This window comes from Streptomyces sp. NPDC093510 (assembly GCF_040683555.1).
GTDB lineage: Bacteria > Actinomycetota > Actinomycetes > Streptomycetales > Streptomycetaceae > Streptomyces.
This window is the reverse complement of sequence record NZ_JBFBEE010000028.1, coordinates 97,295-114,020: the sequence shown is the minus strand read 5'-3', so window position 1 is coordinate 114,020 and position 16,726 is coordinate 97,295. Positions and strand designations below refer to the sequence as shown.

Annotated in this window: 14 protein-coding genes; 10 read left to right on the top strand and 4 right to left on the bottom strand. The window is 70.0% G+C overall.

Annotated features, from left to right (window positions below; genetic code table 11):
* Positions 1-384 precede the first annotated feature (384 nt).
* The 3 genes from rsmA (at position 385) to AB0N81_RS34330 (ending at position 3,565) form a co-directional block, all read left to right on the top strand.
* Complete coding sequence (rsmA, locus tag AB0N81_RS34340) at positions 385-1,251, top strand: 16S rRNA (adenine(1518)-N(6)/adenine(1519)-N(6))-dimethyltransferase RsmA (RefSeq protein ID WP_365365391.1); 867 nt, start codon at positions 385-387, stop codon at positions 1,249-1,251.
* Positions 1,248-2,141, top strand: a complete 894-nt coding sequence (locus AB0N81_RS34335; RefSeq protein WP_365365389.1) for a 4-(cytidine 5'-diphospho)-2-C-methyl-D-erythritol kinase — start codon at positions 1,248-1,250, stop codon at positions 2,139-2,141. Before rsmA ends, AB0N81_RS34335 begins: the two co-directional genes overlap by 4 nt.
* A gap of 68 nt (positions 2,142-2,209) precedes the next feature.
* Positions 2,210-3,565: an acyltransferase gene (locus AB0N81_RS34330; RefSeq protein WP_365365387.1), complete on the top strand. Its 1,356-nt coding sequence runs from the start codon at positions 2,210-2,212 to the stop codon at positions 3,563-3,565.
* Here the strand turns inward: AB0N81_RS34330 and AB0N81_RS34325 are convergent.
* Positions 3,543-4,139, bottom strand: coding sequence for a Uma2 family endonuclease (locus AB0N81_RS34325; protein WP_365365385.1), 597 nt, complete (start codon positions 4,137-4,139; stop codon positions 3,543-3,545). The two genes, AB0N81_RS34330 and AB0N81_RS34325, sit on opposite strands and share 23 nt — an antisense overlap.
* A 169-nt stretch (positions 4,140-4,308) precedes the next feature.
* On the opposite strand from AB0N81_RS34325, the gene AB0N81_RS34320 reads away from it, so the two are divergent.
* The 4 genes from AB0N81_RS34320 (at position 4,309) to AB0N81_RS34305 (ending at position 11,053) form a co-directional block, all read left to right on the top strand.
* Positions 4,309-6,141 (top strand): ABC-F family ATP-binding cassette domain-containing protein, encoded by a 1,833-nt coding sequence (locus AB0N81_RS34320; RefSeq protein ID WP_365365383.1) that lies wholly within the window; start codon positions 4,309-4,311, stop codon positions 6,139-6,141.
* A 156-nt stretch (positions 6,142-6,297) separates the two neighbouring features.
* Complete coding sequence (locus tag AB0N81_RS34315) at positions 6,298-8,160, top strand: PQQ-binding-like beta-propeller repeat protein (protein ID WP_365365381.1); 1,863 nt, start codon at positions 6,298-6,300, stop codon at positions 8,158-8,160.
* A 68-nt stretch (positions 8,161-8,228) separates the two neighbouring features.
* Positions 8,229-10,085 (top strand): PQQ-binding-like beta-propeller repeat protein, encoded by a 1,857-nt coding sequence (locus AB0N81_RS34310; protein WP_365365379.1) that lies wholly within the window; start codon positions 8,229-8,231, stop codon positions 10,083-10,085.
* Between the two features lie 227 nt (positions 10,086-10,312).
* Entirely contained in the window at positions 10,313-11,053 is a 741-nt protein-coding gene (locus AB0N81_RS34305) for a LuxR C-terminal-related transcriptional regulator (RefSeq protein ID WP_365365377.1), read from the top strand.
* Between the two features lie 34 nt (positions 11,054-11,087).
* Here the strand turns inward: AB0N81_RS34305 and AB0N81_RS34300 are convergent, their stop codons facing one another.
* Positions 11,088-11,369, bottom strand: coding sequence for a hypothetical protein (locus AB0N81_RS34300; RefSeq protein WP_365365375.1), 282 nt, complete (start codon positions 11,367-11,369; stop codon positions 11,088-11,090).
* 22 nt (positions 11,370-11,391) lie between these two features.
* Positions 11,392-13,077 carry a sodium:solute symporter family protein gene (locus AB0N81_RS34295; RefSeq protein ID WP_365365373.1) on the bottom strand — a complete coding sequence of 562 codons (1,686 nt, stop codon included), beginning with the start codon at positions 13,075-13,077 and terminating at the stop codon, positions 11,392-11,394.
* Between the two features lie 212 nt (positions 13,078-13,289).
* On the opposite strand from AB0N81_RS34295, the gene galT reads away from it, so the two are divergent.
* Genes galT through galK form a run of 3 tightly spaced genes read left to right on the top strand, consistent with a single transcriptional unit; the run spans position 13,290 to position 16,499 of the window.
* Positions 13,290-14,369, top strand: a complete 1,080-nt coding sequence (gene galT, locus AB0N81_RS34290) for a galactose-1-phosphate uridylyltransferase (protein WP_365365371.1) — start codon at positions 13,290-13,292, stop codon at positions 14,367-14,369.
* Positions 14,366-15,325 (top strand): UDP-glucose 4-epimerase GalE, encoded by a 960-nt coding sequence (gene galE, locus AB0N81_RS34285; protein WP_365365369.1) that lies wholly within the window; start codon positions 14,366-14,368, stop codon positions 15,323-15,325. The genes galT and galE overlap by 4 nt, the downstream gene beginning before the upstream one ends.
* A 7-nt stretch (positions 15,326-15,332) precedes the next feature.
* Positions 15,333-16,499: a galactokinase gene (galK, locus tag AB0N81_RS34280; protein WP_365365367.1), complete on the top strand. Its 1,167-nt coding sequence runs from the start codon at positions 15,333-15,335 to the stop codon at positions 16,497-16,499.
* Positions 16,500-16,540: 41 nt separating this feature from the next.
* Here the strand turns inward: galK and AB0N81_RS34275 are convergent.
* Positions 16,541-16,726, bottom strand: a 186-nt coding sequence (locus AB0N81_RS34275; protein WP_365365365.1) for a DUF397 domain-containing protein, incomplete at its 5' end; no start/stop codon positions are given.

Below are 16,726 nucleotides of genomic sequence, written 5' to 3'. Positions count from 1 at the left end.
GGGGGGGGGGGGCCCCCCCCCCCCCCCGCCCCCCGCCGCCGCGGGGGGGGGGGGGGGGGGGGGGGGGGGGCCCCCCCAAACATCCGCCGCGGAGCGGCGGGCTTGGGGCTCCTACCCCGGGGGGACGTCGCGGGGAACACCCCACCCACCCGCCCCTACTCCTGCGGGGCGTCGCGGGGGACACCCCCCCACCCGCCCCTACTCCCGCGGGACGTCGCGGGGTGCACGGGTGGGTGGGTGGGATACATCCGCCGCGGAGCGGTGGGACTGTTTGTGGAGGTGGGGGGAGAGAGGCCGGGGGGCCCACCCGTCGGACCCGGGGCCGGGGTGGGGCAGCAGGTGGACCGGGTGAGGCCCAGGGGCCAGGGACCGTAACCTGGGGGCGTGAGCACTGAGCACGGCGCCCTCCTCGGCCCCGCCGACATCCGCGAACTGGCCGCTGCCCTGGGCGTACGCCCCACCAAGCAGCGCGGCCAGAACTTCGTCATCGACGCCAACACCGTACGGCGCATCGTCCGCACCGCGGAGGTCCGCCCGGACGACGTCGTCGTGGAGGTGGGACCGGGCCTCGGGTCGCTGACCCTGGCGCTGTTGGAGACCGCCGCCCACGTCACCGCCGTCGAGATCGACGACGTGCTCGCCGGGGCCCTGCCCGCGACCGTGCAGGCTCGCCTTCCGGAGAAGGTGGGCTCTTTTGGGCTCGTGCACAGTGACGCGATGCTGGTGAGTGAGCTGCCGGGGCCCGCGCCCACCGCGCTGGTCGCGAACCTCCCGTACAACGTGGCCGTGCCGGTGCTGCTGCACATGCTCGACACCTTCCCGACGATCGAGCGGACGCTCGTGATGGTGCAGGCCGAGGTCGCCGACCGGCTCGCCGCCGGGCCGGGCTCGCGGGTGTACGGGGTGCCGTCCGTGAAGGCCAACTGGTACGCGGAGGTGAAGCGCGCCGGCTCCATCGGGCGCAACGTCTTCTGGCCCGCTCCGAACGTCGACTCGGGGCTCGTCTCGCTGGTGCGGCGCGCCGAGCCGGTGAAGACGAGCGCGTCGAAGCGTGAGGTGTTCGCCGTCGTCGACGCCGCCTTCGCGCAGCGCAGGAAGACGCTGCGGGCCGCCCTGGCCGGCTGGGCGGGCTCCGCGGCCGCCGCTGAGGCCGCGCTGGTCGCCGCCGGGGTGTCGCCCCAGGCGCGCGGCGAGGCGATCACCGTGGAGGAGTTCGCGCGGATCGCCGAGCACAAGGAGGCCGGCGCGTGAGCGCGAGCGTCACCGTGCGGGTGCCCGCGAAGGTCAATGTTCAGTTGGCCGTGGGTGCCGCGCGTGCCGACGGCTTTCATGACCTGGCGAATGTCTTTCTCGCCGTGGGGCTGTACGACGAGGTGACGGTCACTGCCGCCGACCGGCTGCGGATCACCTGTGACGGGGTCGGAGCCGGGCAAGTGCCCCTGGATCGTACGAACTTGGCGGCCCGGGCCGCGGAGCTGCTCGCCGGGCGGTACGGGATCGCGCCCGATGTGCATATCCATATTGACAAGGACATTCCCGTAGCCGGTGGCATGGCCGGTGGCAGCGCGGACGGTGCGGGCGCGCTCGTGGCGTGCGACGCGCTGTGGGGGACCGGGGCCGGTCGCGGGGAACTGCTCGAGCTCTGTGCCGAGTTGGGCAGCGATGTGCCGTTCAGTCTGGTGGGTGGCGCCGCGCTCGGCACCGGGCGAGGGGAGAAGCTGGAGCCGCTGGACGTGGGCGGCGGTTTCTGGTGGGTGTTCGCCGTCGCCGATGGAGGGCTGTCCACGCCTGCCGTGTACAGGGAGTTCGACCGGCTCACTCCGGTCGCGCCCGCCCCCGGGGCCTCGCCCGCGCTGCTCGCCGCGCTGCGGGACGGTGACGTCCGGGCGCTGGCCGGTGCCGTCAGCAATGACTTGCAGCCCGCGGCCCTTTCGCTCTTCCCCTCGCTGCGCGACACCCTCGCGACGGGTACCGAAGCGGGGGCGCTCGCCGCGCTGGTCTCCGGGTCGGGACCGACCACGGCGTTCCTCGCGGCGGACGCCGAGTCGGCGCGGCGCGTGGCGGACGCCCTGCTCGCCTCCGGTACCTGCCGTGCGGCACGGGTGGCGCAGTCGCCCGCTCCGGGAGCCATGGTGCTGTAGGTACTCAGGTGCTGATCTGAGTACGGGCGCGCTGACGTCGACACATGACGGCGCGCGACCGTACGTACATGGGATCAAGCGTTCGTGAACTCGCCGGGAAGACGCCCGCCGGGCGTGACCGGTACGTCGACCTGCTGCGCGTCGCCTCGCTCGGCACGGTCGTCGTCGGCCACTGGCTGATGGCCGCCGTGACCGTCGGCGACGACGGCGCGGAGGTCGGCAACCTCCTCGCCGTGGTGCCGGAGCTCCAGCTCGTGACGTGGGCGTTGCAGATCATGCCCGTCTTCTTCTTCGTCGGCGGGTTCTCGCACGCGCTGTCGTACCGCTCGCTGAGCCGTCGGTCCGGGGGACGGTCCGTCTACTCGGCGTTCCTGCGTGCCCGGCTCCAGCGGCTGCTGCGGCCCACCATGGTGTTCATAGGGGTGTGGGGCGCGGGCGCGCTGCTTCTGCAGTGGGGCGGCCGGGGCGGAGGGCTGCTCGATGTCGCGCTGCGGCTCGTCGCGCAGCCGCTGTGGTTCATCGGCGTCTATCTCGCGATGGTCGCGTTCACCCCGCCGCTGCTGTGGTTGCACGAGCGGTGGGGGTGGGGCGCGTTCGGCGCGCTCGTGGCGGCGGCCGGCGCGGTGGACGTGGCGCGCTTCGCGTTCGGTGTGCCGTATCTGGAGTTCCTGAACTTCGCCTTCGTGTGGCTCGCCGTGCACCAGCTGGGCTTCCTGCGCGCGGACGGCATGCTGCGGATGCCGTACGTCCTGGCGGGCGCGGGCCTCGCGGGCGCCTCGCTGCTTGTGGCCCTCGGCCCGTATCCGCTCTCCATGGTCGGCATGCCCGGCGAACGCGTCTCGAACATGGCGCCGCCCACCTTCGCCCTCCTCTGCCACGGCATGTGGCTGGTCGGCGCCGTGGAACTGCTGCGCGCACCGGCGACACGGTGGCTGGCGCGGCCGCGGGTGTGGCGCGGCGTGGTGGCGGCGAACGGCGTCTCGATGACGGCGTTCCTGTGGCATCTGACGGCGATGCTCGGCGTGTACGGGACGCTGCTCGCCCTGGACGTCCCGCTGCCGGAGCCGGCGAGCGCGGCGTGGTGGGCGCAGGTGCCGCTGCGGATGGCGGCGGCCACGGCCCTGACGGTGGCGCTGGTGGCGCTCTTCCGTCGCTTCGAGCGGCCGGGTGCGGTGGGGCCGGGTGCGGTGGGGCCGGTCGCTCCGGGTACGGCCTCGGGCCCGGCGGCCGCCCTCGGCGTCACGCTCTGCCTCTTCGGGGTGCTCGGCCTGTCGATGGTCGGCTTCGGGGGTCTGCTGGAAGGGCGTACGGCGATGCTGATAGCCGTCCACGTGACGGCACCGGCGGCGGTGGGGATGGCGCTGGCGGGGTGGCTGGTGGTGGAGCGGGCGGGGGGCCGGGTCAGAGCACGTCGATGGCGGTGAGGTCGATGTCGATGTCGTAGGGCTTACTGACCTTGATCTGATCGCGGTGGATGCCCATGTGGACGTAAGCGTTGGTCACCTGGTCGAGTTCGTAGACATGGATGACGGGCCTACGGCCGGTCCCGGTCTGTTCGACGCGCCAGAAGTTCGGGATCCCGGCCGCGGCGTACTTCTGGGGCTTGGTCGTGCGGTCGCGGGACTCCGATTCCGGGGACACGACCTCGACGGCCAAGAGCACGTCCTTCACCGGGAAGCGGCTCAGACGGTCATCGGTAATAGCGGAAGCACGGACCACGCTGAGGTCGGGTTCAGGGGCGTTGTGCTTGTCGATCACTACGTTCATCTCGCGTACGACTTTCAACTCCGACGGCAGAGTCTGCTCAAGGCCGCGTTCCAGGAGCTTGATCGACAGTAGATGGAGGTAGCTCTGCGGACTCACGAAGATCAGGCTCCCGTCGATGAGCTCAGTGTGCGGCGGGAGATCAGGCAGCGTGAACAGGTCGTCCACGGTGTAGCCGGTCGGCGGCGGCACCGGCCAGCGCCCGTGCTGCTGCTCAACGGACTCGGCGGTCATGGTTCCTCCCATGGGCGGGATTCTTCGGCCTGTGCCTCAACGGTAGCCGCGGATTCCTTGATCCGTCATCACAAAGAGTGAGCAAGCAGGTACGCCCAGGGAGGCCGAAGACCCGCCCCCGCGGGCGACTACGCTGGAGGATCGATCGATCCCCCCTGTCAGGAGAGAAATGGCCGTCAATCTGGTCAATGTCGAGGCAGTCAGCAAGGTGTACGGCACCCGTGCCCTGCTCGACGGCGTCTCACTCGGCGTGTCCGAAGGGGACAGGATCGGTGTCGTCGGGCGCAACGGCGACGGGAAGACCACCCTGATCCGGATGCTCGCCAAGCTGGAGGACGCCGACACCGGCCGCGTCACGCACAACGGCGGGCTGCGGCTCGGCGTGCTGACGCAGCACGACTCCCTCGACCCCGCCGCCACCGTCCGGCATGAGGTCATCGGAGACCTCGCCGACCACGAGTGGGCGGGCAGCGCCAAGATCAGGGACGTACTGACCGGGCTGTTCGGCGGGCTCGACATGCCGGGGTTCCCGCAGGGGCTCGACACCGTCATCGGCCCGCTGTCCGGCGGCGAGCGGCGCCGGATCGCGCTGGCCAAGCTGCTCATCGCCGAGCAGGACCTGATCGTGCTCGACGAGCCGACCAACCACCTGGACGTCGAGGGCATCTCGTGGCTGGCCGGGCATCTGCGGACGCGGCGCTCGGCGCTCGTCTGCGTGACGCACGACCGCTGGTTCCTGGACCAGGTGTGCACGCGCATGTGGGACGTACAGAGCGGGTCTGTCTTCGAGTACGAGGGTGGCTACTCCGATTACGTCTTCGCCCGCGCGGAGCGTGAGCGCATCGCGGCCACCGAGGAGACCAAGCGCAAGAACCTGATGCGCAAGGAGCTGGCCTGGCTGCGGCGCGGCGCCCCGGCCCGCACCAGCAAGCCGAAGTTCCGCATCGAGGCGGCCAACGAGCTGATCGCGGACGTGCCGCCGCCGCGCGACACCAGCGAGCTGATGAAGTTCGCGACGACGCGGCTCGGCAGGACGGTCTTCGACCTGGAGGACGTGTCGGTCCAGGCCGGTCCGAAGCTGCTGCTCAAGCATCTGACCTGGCACCTCGGCCCCGGTGACCGCATCGGTCTGGTCGGCGTGAACGGCGCGGGCAAGACCTCGCTCCTGCGTGCTCTGGCGGACGCCGCGCGCAGTGACGGCGACGTGCAGCCCGCGGGCGGGAAGATCGTCGTCGGCAAGACCGTGAAGCTCGCCTACCTCTCGCAGGAGGTGGCCGAACTGAAGCCGACGCTGCGGGTGCTGGAGGCCGTGCAGCAGGTGCGGGAGCGCGTCGACCTCGGCAAGGGCCGGGAGATGACCGCGGGCCAGCTCTGCGAGACGTTCGGGTTCAACAAGGACAAGCAGTGGACGCCGGTCGGTGACCTCTCCGGTGGTGAGCGGCGCAGGCTGCAACTGCTGCGGCTGCTGATGGACGAGCCGAACGTCCTCTTCCTCGACGAGCCGACCAACGACCTCGACATCGAGACGCTGACGCAGCTCGAAGACGTGCTGGACGGATGGCCCGGCTCCATGGTCGTCATCTCCCACGACCGGTTCTTCGTCGAGCGGACGACGGACAAGGTGTTCGCGCTCCTCGGTGACGCCACGATGCGGATGCTGCCGCGCGGCATCGACGAGTACCTGGAGCGCAGGCAGCGGATGGCGGCGACCGCGAGCGCGTCGGCCCCCGCCCAGACGGCGCCCGCGCAGGCCGCCGCGGCGAAGACCGTCCCCGCCGCCACTGTGTCTTCCAAAGAGGGCCGCGCCGCGAAGAAGGAACTGCAGAAGATCGAGCGGCAGCTGGACAAGGTCTCCGCGAAGGAGACCAAGCTCCACACCCAAATCGCCGATAACGCCACGGACTTCGAAAAGGTGGCCAAACTGGACGCCGAACTCCGTGAACTGATCGGTGAGCGCGAGGAGTTGGAAATGCGCTGGTTGGAGCTCGCGGAGGACGCGTAGAACTCCCGTGGAGCTCGCGTAACGGACGCATTACGGGCCGGTCCTCCCTTGGGAACAGGGACAGGACCGGACCCGTGTGGTACGGGGGCAGGGTGATAGAAAGGCTGCCCTGAGCACCACTTGGCGTGCCGAAAATCAGTGAAGGGGGAAGCGCTGATGACTCAGCCGCCCAACCAGCCGCCGCCCGGCGGCTTCGGAGCTCCACAGGACCCACGGGACCCACAGGACCCACAGGACCCACGGGATCCACGGCAGGGAGGGGCACCGCAGCCACCGGGGCAGCCACCGCAGCCCCAGCCCGGTTACGGCTACCCGCAGACCCCGCCCGCCCAACCCGGTTACGGCTACCCGCAGACCCCGCCGGCCCAGCCCGGCCAGGCGGGCCCGTACGGTCAGCCTCAGCAGCCGGGCCCGTACGGCCAGACGCAGCAGCCCGGACCCTACGGCCAGCCCCAGCAGCCCGGACCCTACGGCCAGCCCCAGCAGCCCGGCCCGTACGGAAGCCAGCCGCAGTACGGGTACCAGCAGCCGCCGACGCAGCCGCAGTTCCCCGCGGGCCCCGGCGCTCCCGGCACCCCGCCCGGCGGCGGCAACGGCAAGCGCAACAAGCTCATCGTGGTCGTCGCCGCGGCCGTGGCCGCGCTGCTCGTCGCGGGCGGTGTCACCTATGCCGTCGTCGGCGGCGACGACGAGGGCGGCAAGAAGTCCGAGGCGAAGAACAAGGACCCCAAGCCCTCCACCTCCGCGTCCGCCCCGGTCAATCCGGGCACCGGCGACGGCGACGGCCACGAGGGCAAGGAAGACCTCAACGAAGGCCGCCGGTCCGGCGAGGCGAAGGTCCTCTGGTACAAGGAGGCGCCCCAGGTGCCCGGTTCCGGCGGCGACGCCCCGGGCATGTGGGTGCACGGCGACGTCGTGGTCAAGGCCGCGTACAAGCAGCTCCTCGCGTACAACGTGGAGAGCGGCAAGACCGCCTGGAAGGCCATCGAGTTCCCGCAGAAGATCTGCGCGGCGACCCGGACGGCCACCGACGACGGCAGGATCGTCGTGGCGTACAAGGAAGGCACCAAGAGCGACGCCAAGTGCAACCAGCTCCAGGTCGTCAACCTGAAGAACGGCGCCAAGGGCTGGGGCAAGCCGGTCAAGGAGGAGGGTCTCTTCGACTTCGCCCTCAAGAGCCACCTGGTCATCGTCGGCGACGTGCTGATGGTCGGCCGCGACCAGTCCGGCACGGCGCTGCGCATGAGCGACGGCAAGAAGCTCTACGTCGCGAACAAGAAGGCCGAGGGCACCTGCTTCCCCAGCGGCTTCGTCGGCGGCAAGCAGCTCATCATGGCCCTGTCCTGCGGCGCGAGCACGCCCAACGCGCACGACGAGCTGCAGCAGCTGGACCCGGAGACCGGCCGCGCCCTGTGGACCAAGAAGTTCCCCAAGGGCTGGCGCATCGGCAAGATCTTCTCGGTCAGCCCGACGATCGTGTACCTCAGCAACGAGGACAAGAAGCAGTTCAACATCACGGTGTTGAAGGAGAACAGCGACGAGACGCGCTCCGAGGTCGTCACCAAGGACAGCTTCGCGCCGGAGTGCGACACCTCGGTCCTCAGCCGTGAGCTGGGCGGCTGCCTGGGCGTGGCCGTCGACGACAAGCACCTCTACCTGCCGACGAGTGAGAAGAGCGGCGCGAACGACGTCGTCGCGCTCAGCCTGGCCACCGGCAAGGAGACCTGGCGCGCCAAGTCGCCGATGGACGAAACGATGCTCCCGATGAAGGTCGAGAACGGCGAGGTGATCGCGTACGTCACTCCGTCGTACGACGCCGGGGGCCGTGTCGTCTCCATCGCGACGTCCGGTTCGCACAAGCCCAAGACCCTTCTGCAGCACCCGAAGGGCACGTCGAGGATCGAGAGCGGCTTCTACTCGAAGGACGTCGACTACGTGGACGGGCGCTTCTACATCTCGACCACCAGCATCATGCGCTCCTCCGGCCAGGCGAAGCTGATGCTCGCCTACGGCAAGTGACGCGCCCTCACCCAGACATCCGCTCCACCGCTCTCGTCCCCTCTCGTCCCCAAGGAATAGACGACGTCATGACCCAGCCGCCCCAGCCACCGCAGCAGCCCCCGAACGAGCCTCCGCAGGGTGGTTTCGGCGCCCCGCAGGAGCCCCCGCCCGGAGGCTTCGGCAAGGCCCCCGACCCGTCGTACGGCTACCCGCAGACGCCCCCGCCCACGGCTCCTCCGGCCGCCCCTCCGGCGCCTCCCGCTCCGCCGGCGCCCCCGGCGGGCCAGCCCACCTACGGCTACCCGCAGGCGCCCCAGGCCCCGCAGCCGCCCCAGGCCCCCCAGGCCCCCCAGGCGTACGGCTACCCCACGCAGCCCGCCCAGCCCCAGTACCAGCAGGGCTACCAGCAGCAGTACCAGCAGGGGTACCAGCAGCCGCCGACCATGCCGATGCAGCCGCAGCCCGGTGGCTCCGGCGGTGGCGGCAAGAAGTTCAGCAACCAGATGGCGATCGTCGTCGCGGCGGTGGCCGCGATCGCGCTGATCGTCGGCGGCGGTGTCTACTACGCCTCGACGAAGGACGGCGACTCCAAGAACACCGCGCAGGAGTCCGGCAAGGACGGCAAGGGCGGCAAGGGCGGCGGCAAGGGTTCGGAGGAGGGCGGCAGCGCGCCCGACCAGGGGCCGGCCAAGGAGAAGGCGCCGGCCGACCCGTCGGCCAAGGTCCTCATGCAGCTGCCGCAGCCCGAGGTCCCCAAGGACCAGATCTGGAACGCCACGGGCTCCGCGCTGACCGACGACGTCTTCGCCAAGGCGGGCGTCAACGAGCTGAACGGCTACGACGCGGAGACCGGCAAGAAGAAGTGGTCGGTGCCGCTGTCCGGCATGACCTGCGCGATGTCGCCCGAGGTCACCGAGGACGGCATCGTCGCGGTCGTCACCGAAGAGGCCAAGCGGAACAAGAAGGGCGACTACGAGCAGTGCTCGAACGTCTCCGCGGTTGACCTGAAGGCCGGCAAGAAGCTCTGGACCGAGAGCGTCGACACCAACGGCGTGAAGGCGACCTTCAAGGAAGTCACCATCTCGGGCACCACGATCGCCGCCGGTGCGGGCACCTCCAGCGGCGGCGCCGCCTGGGACGTCAAGGGCAACTCCCTGTGGAAGCCGAAGGTCGGCAAGTGCGAGGACGTCGGCTACGCCGGAGGTGACCAGCTGGTCGCGGTCCGCAAGTGCGGCACGTACGGCGACGAGCGGCTGAAGGTCCAGCTCCTCGACCCGAAGACCGGCGACGACAAGTGGACGTACCCGCTGGCCGACGGCATCGACAACGCCAAGATCATCTCGACGAACCCGGTCGTCTTCGGCCAGGACACCACCGAGATCACGGCCTCCGGTGTCACGGACGTCTTCTCCATCGGCAGCAACGGCAAGCTGCGTGCCAAGATCTCGCTGGAGGACGGGAAGTACGACCACGACTGCGGCGTCAACATGGTCAACGCCTGCAAGGCGATCGCGGTCGGCAACGACCGGCTGTACGTCCCGACGAAGCAGCACGACGGCAGCGGCGAGAGCTACAACCGCACCAACGAGATCGTGTCCTTCTCGCTGGCCACCGGCAAGTCCACCAGCGACCGCGCGCTCGCCGGTGAGAACGGCGAGATCTTCCCGATCCGCATGGACGGCGGCAACGTCCTCGCGTACAAGGCGCACGGCTACAAGCAGGGCGCCCAAGTCGTCTCGCTCGACGGTAAGACGATGAAGGAGACCAAGCTCCTGGAGACCCCGGGCACCGAAGCGGTCACCGGCGCGATCAGCGGCATGGTCCCGAAGTCGAACGAACTCCTCTACGCGAACGGGCACTTGTTCCTCGGCAAGAAGCTGCTGAGCAAGCCCTACTCGAAGGACGAGAAGGAGTTCCTGGCGATCGGCTTCGTCGCCAAGTAGTCCGGAGCGCAGCAGCGCGTCAGCCGACGGCGGCGGCCGGCCCCTCGTGTCGGAGGGGGCGGCCGCCGCCGTTCGCGTACCACTCAGTACTTCCCAGCGCCCCCGAAGGGCAGGGATTTAGGCATTCCGGGCCGCTTCTGATGGGTAGGGGGCGCGCAACGTCGAACAAGCGTGTAGCTTCCGGGGGATGAAGGGTCGGGGGGCCCGCGGGGAACTGGGGGGTTGCTATGGGTGTGCGGCTCATGGTGGTCGACGACCACCGACTGCTCGCCGAGGCACTCGCCTCGGCGCTGAAGTTACGCGGACACCGGGTGCTCGCCGCTGCCGCGCCCGCCGCGGGTGCGGCGGAACTGGTCATCAGCAGGGCCCCGGAGGTCTGCCTCCTCGGCACGGCGACACCGGCCGAGCCGGGCATGTTCGACCCGGTCGTGAAGATCAAACGGGACCGGCCGCAGGTCGCGGTCGTGGTCCTCGGGCCGGTGCCGAACCCGCGCGGCATCGCCGCGGCCTTCGCCTCCGGCGCCTCCGGTTACGTACGCCATGACGAGCGCATAGAAGGAGTGGAGCGCGCCATCATGAAGGCGCGCGCGGGGGAGGCCGCCGTCGCGCCCCAGCTGTTGCAGGCCGCGTTCAGCGAGCTGCTCAATCCGGCCGCGCAGCCCGACGACGAGGGCCAGCGCCTCCTCCAGATGCTCACGCCCCGCGAGGTCGAGGTCCTGGTGCGGGTCGCGGACGGCGAGGACACCCGGCTGATCGCCGCCGGGATGGGGATAGCGCCCAGCACGGCCCGCACGCATGTGCAGCGGGTCCTGATGAAACTGGGTGTCGGGTCGCGTCTGGAGGCCGCCGCGCTCGCCGCGCGCACGGGTCTCCTGGAGCGCGCCGAGCGCCCCGCGTCGGCCTACGCGAACCACGCGACCGCCCACGAGGGCCCCGGCATGACGACGGGGCCCGAGCCACCGCGGTGAACTCGGGCCCCGGTCAAGGAGGACGAGCGAGGGGTTACTCGTCCTCCGGTCCCTGCGCGGGCGGCACCGTCGGGCGCAGCCAGAGCCAGGCCAGGAAGAACAGCCCGAGGGCGAGCATGCCGAGGCCCGTCCACAGGTTGATGTTGATGTCCTCCGCCTTCTTCAGGTCGGCGTCGGACGCGGTGATCCCGGCGATCGTCACGATGATTCCGTAGACGACGAACAGGCCGCCGATGATGCGCCGGATGTCGAAGAGGCGCGCGGCCGTCGCGGACTTGGCCTCCAGGTCGGAGACTTGCTTGTGCAGGTCGGACATGTCTTCGGTCCTCCGATCGGGGCTAGAGCGAGTACGGCAGGTAGCAGGCGGCGGCGAGTACGACGGCGCCCCAGCCCAGCAGGGCCGGCTTGCGGTACCAGGCGTCGTCACCGGCCTCCGCCCCGTCGTCCTCCAGGCCCGGTGAGGCCGTGCCGTAGACGAGGCCCGCCAGTTCGGCCTCGGGCTTGGGCGCGGTGAAGAGCGTGACGACGACCATCACGACGGCACCCGCGACGAAGCCGACGATCGCCGAGACGAAGTTGGCGCCCTGGTCGGTCGGGATGTCGATGACGCCCTGCTTGTAGATCCAGAAGTAGTTGACCATCGCGGCGGTCGTGCCCGCGAGAAGCCCCCACACGCCGGACTTCATCGAGGCCCGCTTCCAGAACATGCCGATGATGAAGACCACGAACATCGGCACGTTGAAGAAGGAGAAGAGGGTCTGGAGGTACCCCATGATGTTCGAGAACGACGAGGCGATGAACGCCGTGCCGATCGAGGCGAGCACACCGATCGCGGTGATGAGGCGGCCGAAGTTCAGGTAGTAGCCGTCCTCGCGGTCCTTGACCATGTACTTCGCCCAGATGTCGTACGTGAACACGGTGTTGAAGGAGGAGATGTTCGCCGCCATGCCCGCCATGAACGCGGCGAGCAGACCGGTGACCGCGATGCCGAGGACACCGTTGGGCAGCAGCTCCTGCATCAGATAGGGGATCGCGTCGTTGTACGTCAGGTCGGAGCCCGGGGTGCCGATCTTCGGGACGAGGACGGCGGCGACCAGGCCCGGGATCATCACCAGGAAGACGATGAAGATCTTCGGGAAGGCGGCGATCAGCGGGGTGCGCTGGGCGGCGCTCAGGTTCTTCGCGGACAGCGCGCGCTGCACCTCGGCGAAGTTCGTCGTCCAGTAGCCGAAGGAGAGCACGAAGCCGAGGCCGAGGATGATCGTCAGCCAGTTGGCGCCGAGCGGGTTGGCGTCACCGATGCCCGTGCCGCCCCAGGCGGTCATGAAGGTGTCGCCGTGCTGCTGCTCTATGGAGCCGGTGAGGCCGTCCCAGCCGCCGACCTTCTTCAGGCCGATGACGCAGATGGGTATCAGCGCGGCGAGGATCACGAAGAACTGCAGCACTTCGTTGTAGATCGCCGAGGAGAGACCGCCGATGGTGATGTACGCGAGCACGAACAGCCCCGCGACGACGATCGCCACCCACTGCGGCCAGCCGAGCAGCGCCTCGACGACGATCGACAGGGCGTAGAGGTTGACGCCCGCGATGAGGATCGCCGCGAAGGCGAAGAGCGCCGAGCTGAGCAGGTGCGCCGACTTGTCGAAGCGCTGGAGCAGGAACTCGGGGACGGAACGGACCTTGCTGCGGTAGTAGAACGGCATCATGACCAGGCCGAGGAAGACCATGGCCGGGATGGCGCCGATCCAGTACCAGTGGACGACCGCGACGCCGTACTGCGCGCCGGTGGCGGCCATGCCCAGGATCTCGGTGGCGCCCAGATTCGCGGCGACGAAGGCGAGACCGGTGACCCACGCGGGCAGGGAACGGCCCGAGAGGAAGAAGTCGAGGCTGGTCTTGACGGAGCGCCGGGCGGCGAAGCCGATGCCGAGGACCACGGCGAAGTAGATCGCCAGGATCGCGTAGTCGAGGCCGTTGGTGGGCAGCCGAAGCCCCTCGGCCAGGGTTGTTGTGGGGGACTGCATGTGAACTCGCTTCGTTGCGCGAACGGATCAGACGGGAACCTACGCCCCCCGCTTCAATAACTGAACAGTTCTGATGGTGTTCTTTGTTTGATTGTGATCGAGCTCTCCGGTGGACACGCCGAGCTGCGGTGCTGTTGCGGGCATTGACGGCGCTGTTGAGTTGTGATTTGTTATGTTCGGTTCTGTTGGGTGGGTGGTGAGGAGCCCCGGACGTGAAGAAGACCTCGACCCGTCTCGCCGACGGTCGTGAGCTCATCTACTACGACATGCGCGACGACGCCGTACGCGATGCCGTCGACCGGCGCCCGCTCGGGCCCGTCTCGACCACATCGGAGATCCGCAGGGACCCCCTCCTGGGCGACTCCGTGGCCATCGCGTCGCACCGGCAGGGCCGCACCTACCACCCGCCGGCCGACGAGTGCCCCCTGTGCCCCTCCGCCGGGGACCGGCTCAGCGAGATCCCGGACTCCGCGTACGACGTCGTGGTCTTCGAGAACCGCTTCCCCTCGCTCGCGGGTGACGCGGGCCGTTGTGAGGTCGTCTGCTTCACCTCCGACCACGACGCGTCCTTCGCGGACCTCACCCCCGAGCAGGCCGGCCTCGTCCTGGAGGCCTGGACCGACCGGACCGCCGAGCTCTCCCACCTGCCCTCCGTCGAGCAGGTGTTCTGCTTCGAGAACCGCGGCGCCGAGATCGGCGTGACCCTCGGCCATCCGCACGGGCAGATCTACGCGTACCCCTTCGTCACCCCGCGCACGGACCTGATGCTCCGCTCGCTCGCCGCGTTCAAGGAGGCATCGGGCGGCCGCAACCTCTTCGACGACGTCGTCGCCAAGGAGAGCGCGGGGGAGCGGGTCGTCCTGGAGGGCGACCACTGGATCGCCTTCGTGCCGTACGCCGCCCACTGGCCCTACGAGGTGCACCTGTACCCCAAGCGCCGGGTGCCCGACCTGCTCGGGCTCGACGAGGCGGCACGCACAGAGTTCCCACAGATCTACCTGGAACTCTTGAGGCGCTTCGACCGGATCTTCGGCACCGGGGAGGCCGGGGAGACGGGGGAGACCCCGACCCCCTACATCTCCGCCTGGCACCAAGCGCCGTTCGGGGCCCTCGACGGATATGAGGGGATCAATCGTGATGATTTCGCCCTGCACCTCGAACTTTTCACGATTCGCCGCACTTCGGGCAAGCTGAAGTTCCTCGCGGGTTCCGAATCCGGCATGAGCGTGTTCATCAATGACGTGCCGCCGGAAGCCGCGGCCCAGCGACTGCGAGAGGTAGCGAGTTCATGAGCGGTAAGTACCTGGTCACCGGTGGCGCGGGCTACGTGGGAAGTGTGGTGGCCCAGCATCTGCTCGAGGCCGGGCACGAGGTGACGGTCCTCGACAACCTCTCGACCGGCTTCCGCGAGGGCGTCCCCTCGGGCGCCGCCTTCATCGAGGGCGACATCCGCGATGCCGCCAAGTGGCTGGACCCCACGTACGACGCCGTGCTGCACTTCGCCGCGTTCTCGCAGGTCGGCGAGTCCGTCGTCAAGCCCGAGAAGTACTGGGACAACAACGTCGGCGGCACCATGGCCCTGCTCTCCGCCATGCGCGACGCCGACGTGCGCAGGCTCGTCTTCTCCTCGACGGCCGCGACGTACGGCGAGCCCGTGAACACCCTGATCACGGAGACCGATCCCACCGCCCCCACTTCCCCCTACGGCGCCTCCAAGCTCGCCGTCGACCACATGATCACCGGCGAGGCCGCCGCGCACGGCCTGGCAGCCGTCTCGCTCCGCTACTTCAACGTCGCGGGCGCGTACGGCGACTGCGGCGAGCGCCACGACCCCGAGTCGCACCTCATCCCGCTCGTCCTCCAGGTCGCGCAGGGCCGCCGCGAGGCGATCAGCGTCTTCGGCGACGACTACCCGACGCCCGACGGGACCTGCGTCCGCGACTACATCCACGTCGCCGACCTCGCCGAGGCGCACCTCCTCGCGGTCGCCGCCGCCACCCCCGGCGAGCACCTCATCTGCAACCTCGGCAACGGCAACGGCTTCTCCGTCCGCGAGGTCATCGAGACCGTCCGCAAGGTCACCGGGCACCCCATCCCCGAAGTGGTCGCCCCGCGCCGCGGCGGCGACCCGGCGGTCCTGGTCGCCTCCGCCGCCACCGCACGCGAGAAGCTCGGCTGGAACCCGTCCCGCGCGGACCTCGCGGGCATCGTCGCCGACGCCTGGGCGTTCGCCCAGCGAAAGGGGTAGTACGTACATGGCCACGGCATCCGAAGTCACGGCAGGGTTCCGGGAGTTGTACGGGTACGAGCCCGACGGCGTCTGGGCGGCCCCCGGCCGCGTCAACCTCATCGGCGAGTACACGGACTTCAACGAAGGCTTCGTGATGCCGCTGGCCCTCCCGCACAGCGCGGTCGCCGCTGTCGCCCGGCGCACCGACGGCTTCCTGCGGCTGCACTCGGCGGACATCGACGCCCCCGTCGCCGAACTGCGCGTGGCCGAGCTGACGCCCCTTTCGAAGTACGGCCAGGGCGGCTGGGCCGCCTACCCGGCGGGCGTCGTGTGGGCGCTGCGGGACGCGGGCCACGACGTCTCCGGGGGCGCCGACATCCACCTCGCATCGACCGTGCCGACCGGGGCGGGCCTGTCCTCGTCGGCCGCCCTGGAGGTCGTCACGGCACTCGCCCTGAACGACGCCCACGAACTCGGCCTGGCGGCGAGGGAGTTGGCGGTCCTCGCCCAGCGCGCCGAGAACGCCTTCGTCGGCGTGCCGTGCGGCGTGATGGACCAGATGGCCTCCGCGTGCGCCACGGAGGGCTACGCCCTGCACCTGGACTGCCGCGACCTGTCCATACGCCAGGTCCCCTTCGACCTGGCGGCGCAGGGGCTGCGGCTCCTGGTCGTCGACTCACGCGTGAAGCACGCACTCGGCGACGGCGCCTACGCGGAGCGGCGCGCTGGTTGCGAGGCGGGCGCGCGGCAGCTCGGGGTGTCTCACCTGCGCGACGTCCCGTACGTCGAACTCCCCTCGGCCCTCGCGAAGCTGACGGACGAAAAGGTCCGCCGCTACGTGCGTCACGTCGTCTCGGACGACCACCGCGTCGAGCAGGTCATCGCCCTCCTGGACGCCGGCGACGTCCGCGCGATCGGCCCCGTCCTCACCGAGGGCCACGCCTCACTCCGCGACGACCTGCGCATCTCCTGCCCGGAGCTGGACCTGGTGGTGTCCTCCGCGAACGCGGCGGGCGCGCTCGGCGCCCGGATGACCGGCGGCGGCTTCGGCGGCTCGGCGGTCGTCCTGGTGGAGTCGGCGGACGAGGACACGGTGACGAAGTCGGTCCTGGACGCCTTCGCCGCGGCGGGCCACACGGCACCGCGGGTGTTCCCGGCGGTGGCGTCGGCGGGGGCGCGCCGGGAGGCGTGACACCGGGCTGGGCCGGGGTGGGCGCGTCCCTCGCGGGCGGGTTACTCCCCGGCTTTCACGCCGCCGACGAACGCGGCGAAGGCCGCGGCCGATATGGTCAGGCCGTTCCGGTGGGGGTCCTTGGAGTCGCGTATTCCCACCTGCGTGTGGACGTGGGCGACCTCGACGCATTCGTTGTCTGCCGCGCTGTAACTGCTCTTCAACCAGCTCGCTGCCGCGAGCCATGC

Coding starts and splice junctions, on each gene's coding strand:
- AB0N81_RS34330 (WP_365365387.1), top strand. CDS start 2,210: ATGGGATCAAGCGTTCGTGAACTCGCCGGGAAGACGCCCGCCGGGCGT.
- AB0N81_RS34325 (WP_365365385.1), bottom strand. CDS start 4,139: ATGACCGCCGAGTCCGTTGAGCAGCAGCACGGGCGCTGGCCGGTGCCG.
- AB0N81_RS34320 (WP_365365383.1), top strand. CDS start 4,309: ATGGCCGTCAATCTGGTCAATGTCGAGGCAGTCAGCAAGGTGTACGGC.
- AB0N81_RS34315 (WP_365365381.1), top strand. CDS start 6,298: ATGACTCAGCCGCCCAACCAGCCGCCGCCCGGCGGCTTCGGAGCTCCA.
- AB0N81_RS34310 (WP_365365379.1), top strand. CDS start 8,229: ATGACCCAGCCGCCCCAGCCACCGCAGCAGCCCCCGAACGAGCCTCCG.
- AB0N81_RS34305 (WP_365365377.1), top strand. CDS start 10,313: ATGGGTGTGCGGCTCATGGTGGTCGACGACCACCGACTGCTCGCCGAG.
- AB0N81_RS34300 (WP_365365375.1), bottom strand. CDS start 11,369: ATGTCCGACCTGCACAAGCAAGTCTCCGACCTGGAGGCCAAGTCCGCG.
- AB0N81_RS34295 (WP_365365373.1), bottom strand. CDS start 13,077: ATGCAGTCCCCCACAACAACCCTGGCCGAGGGGCTTCGGCTGCCCACC.
- galE (WP_365365369.1), top strand. CDS start 14,366: ATGAGCGGTAAGTACCTGGTCACCGGTGGCGCGGGCTACGTGGGAAGT.
- galK (WP_365365367.1), top strand. CDS start 15,333: ATGGCCACGGCATCCGAAGTCACGGCAGGGTTCCGGGAGTTGTACGGG.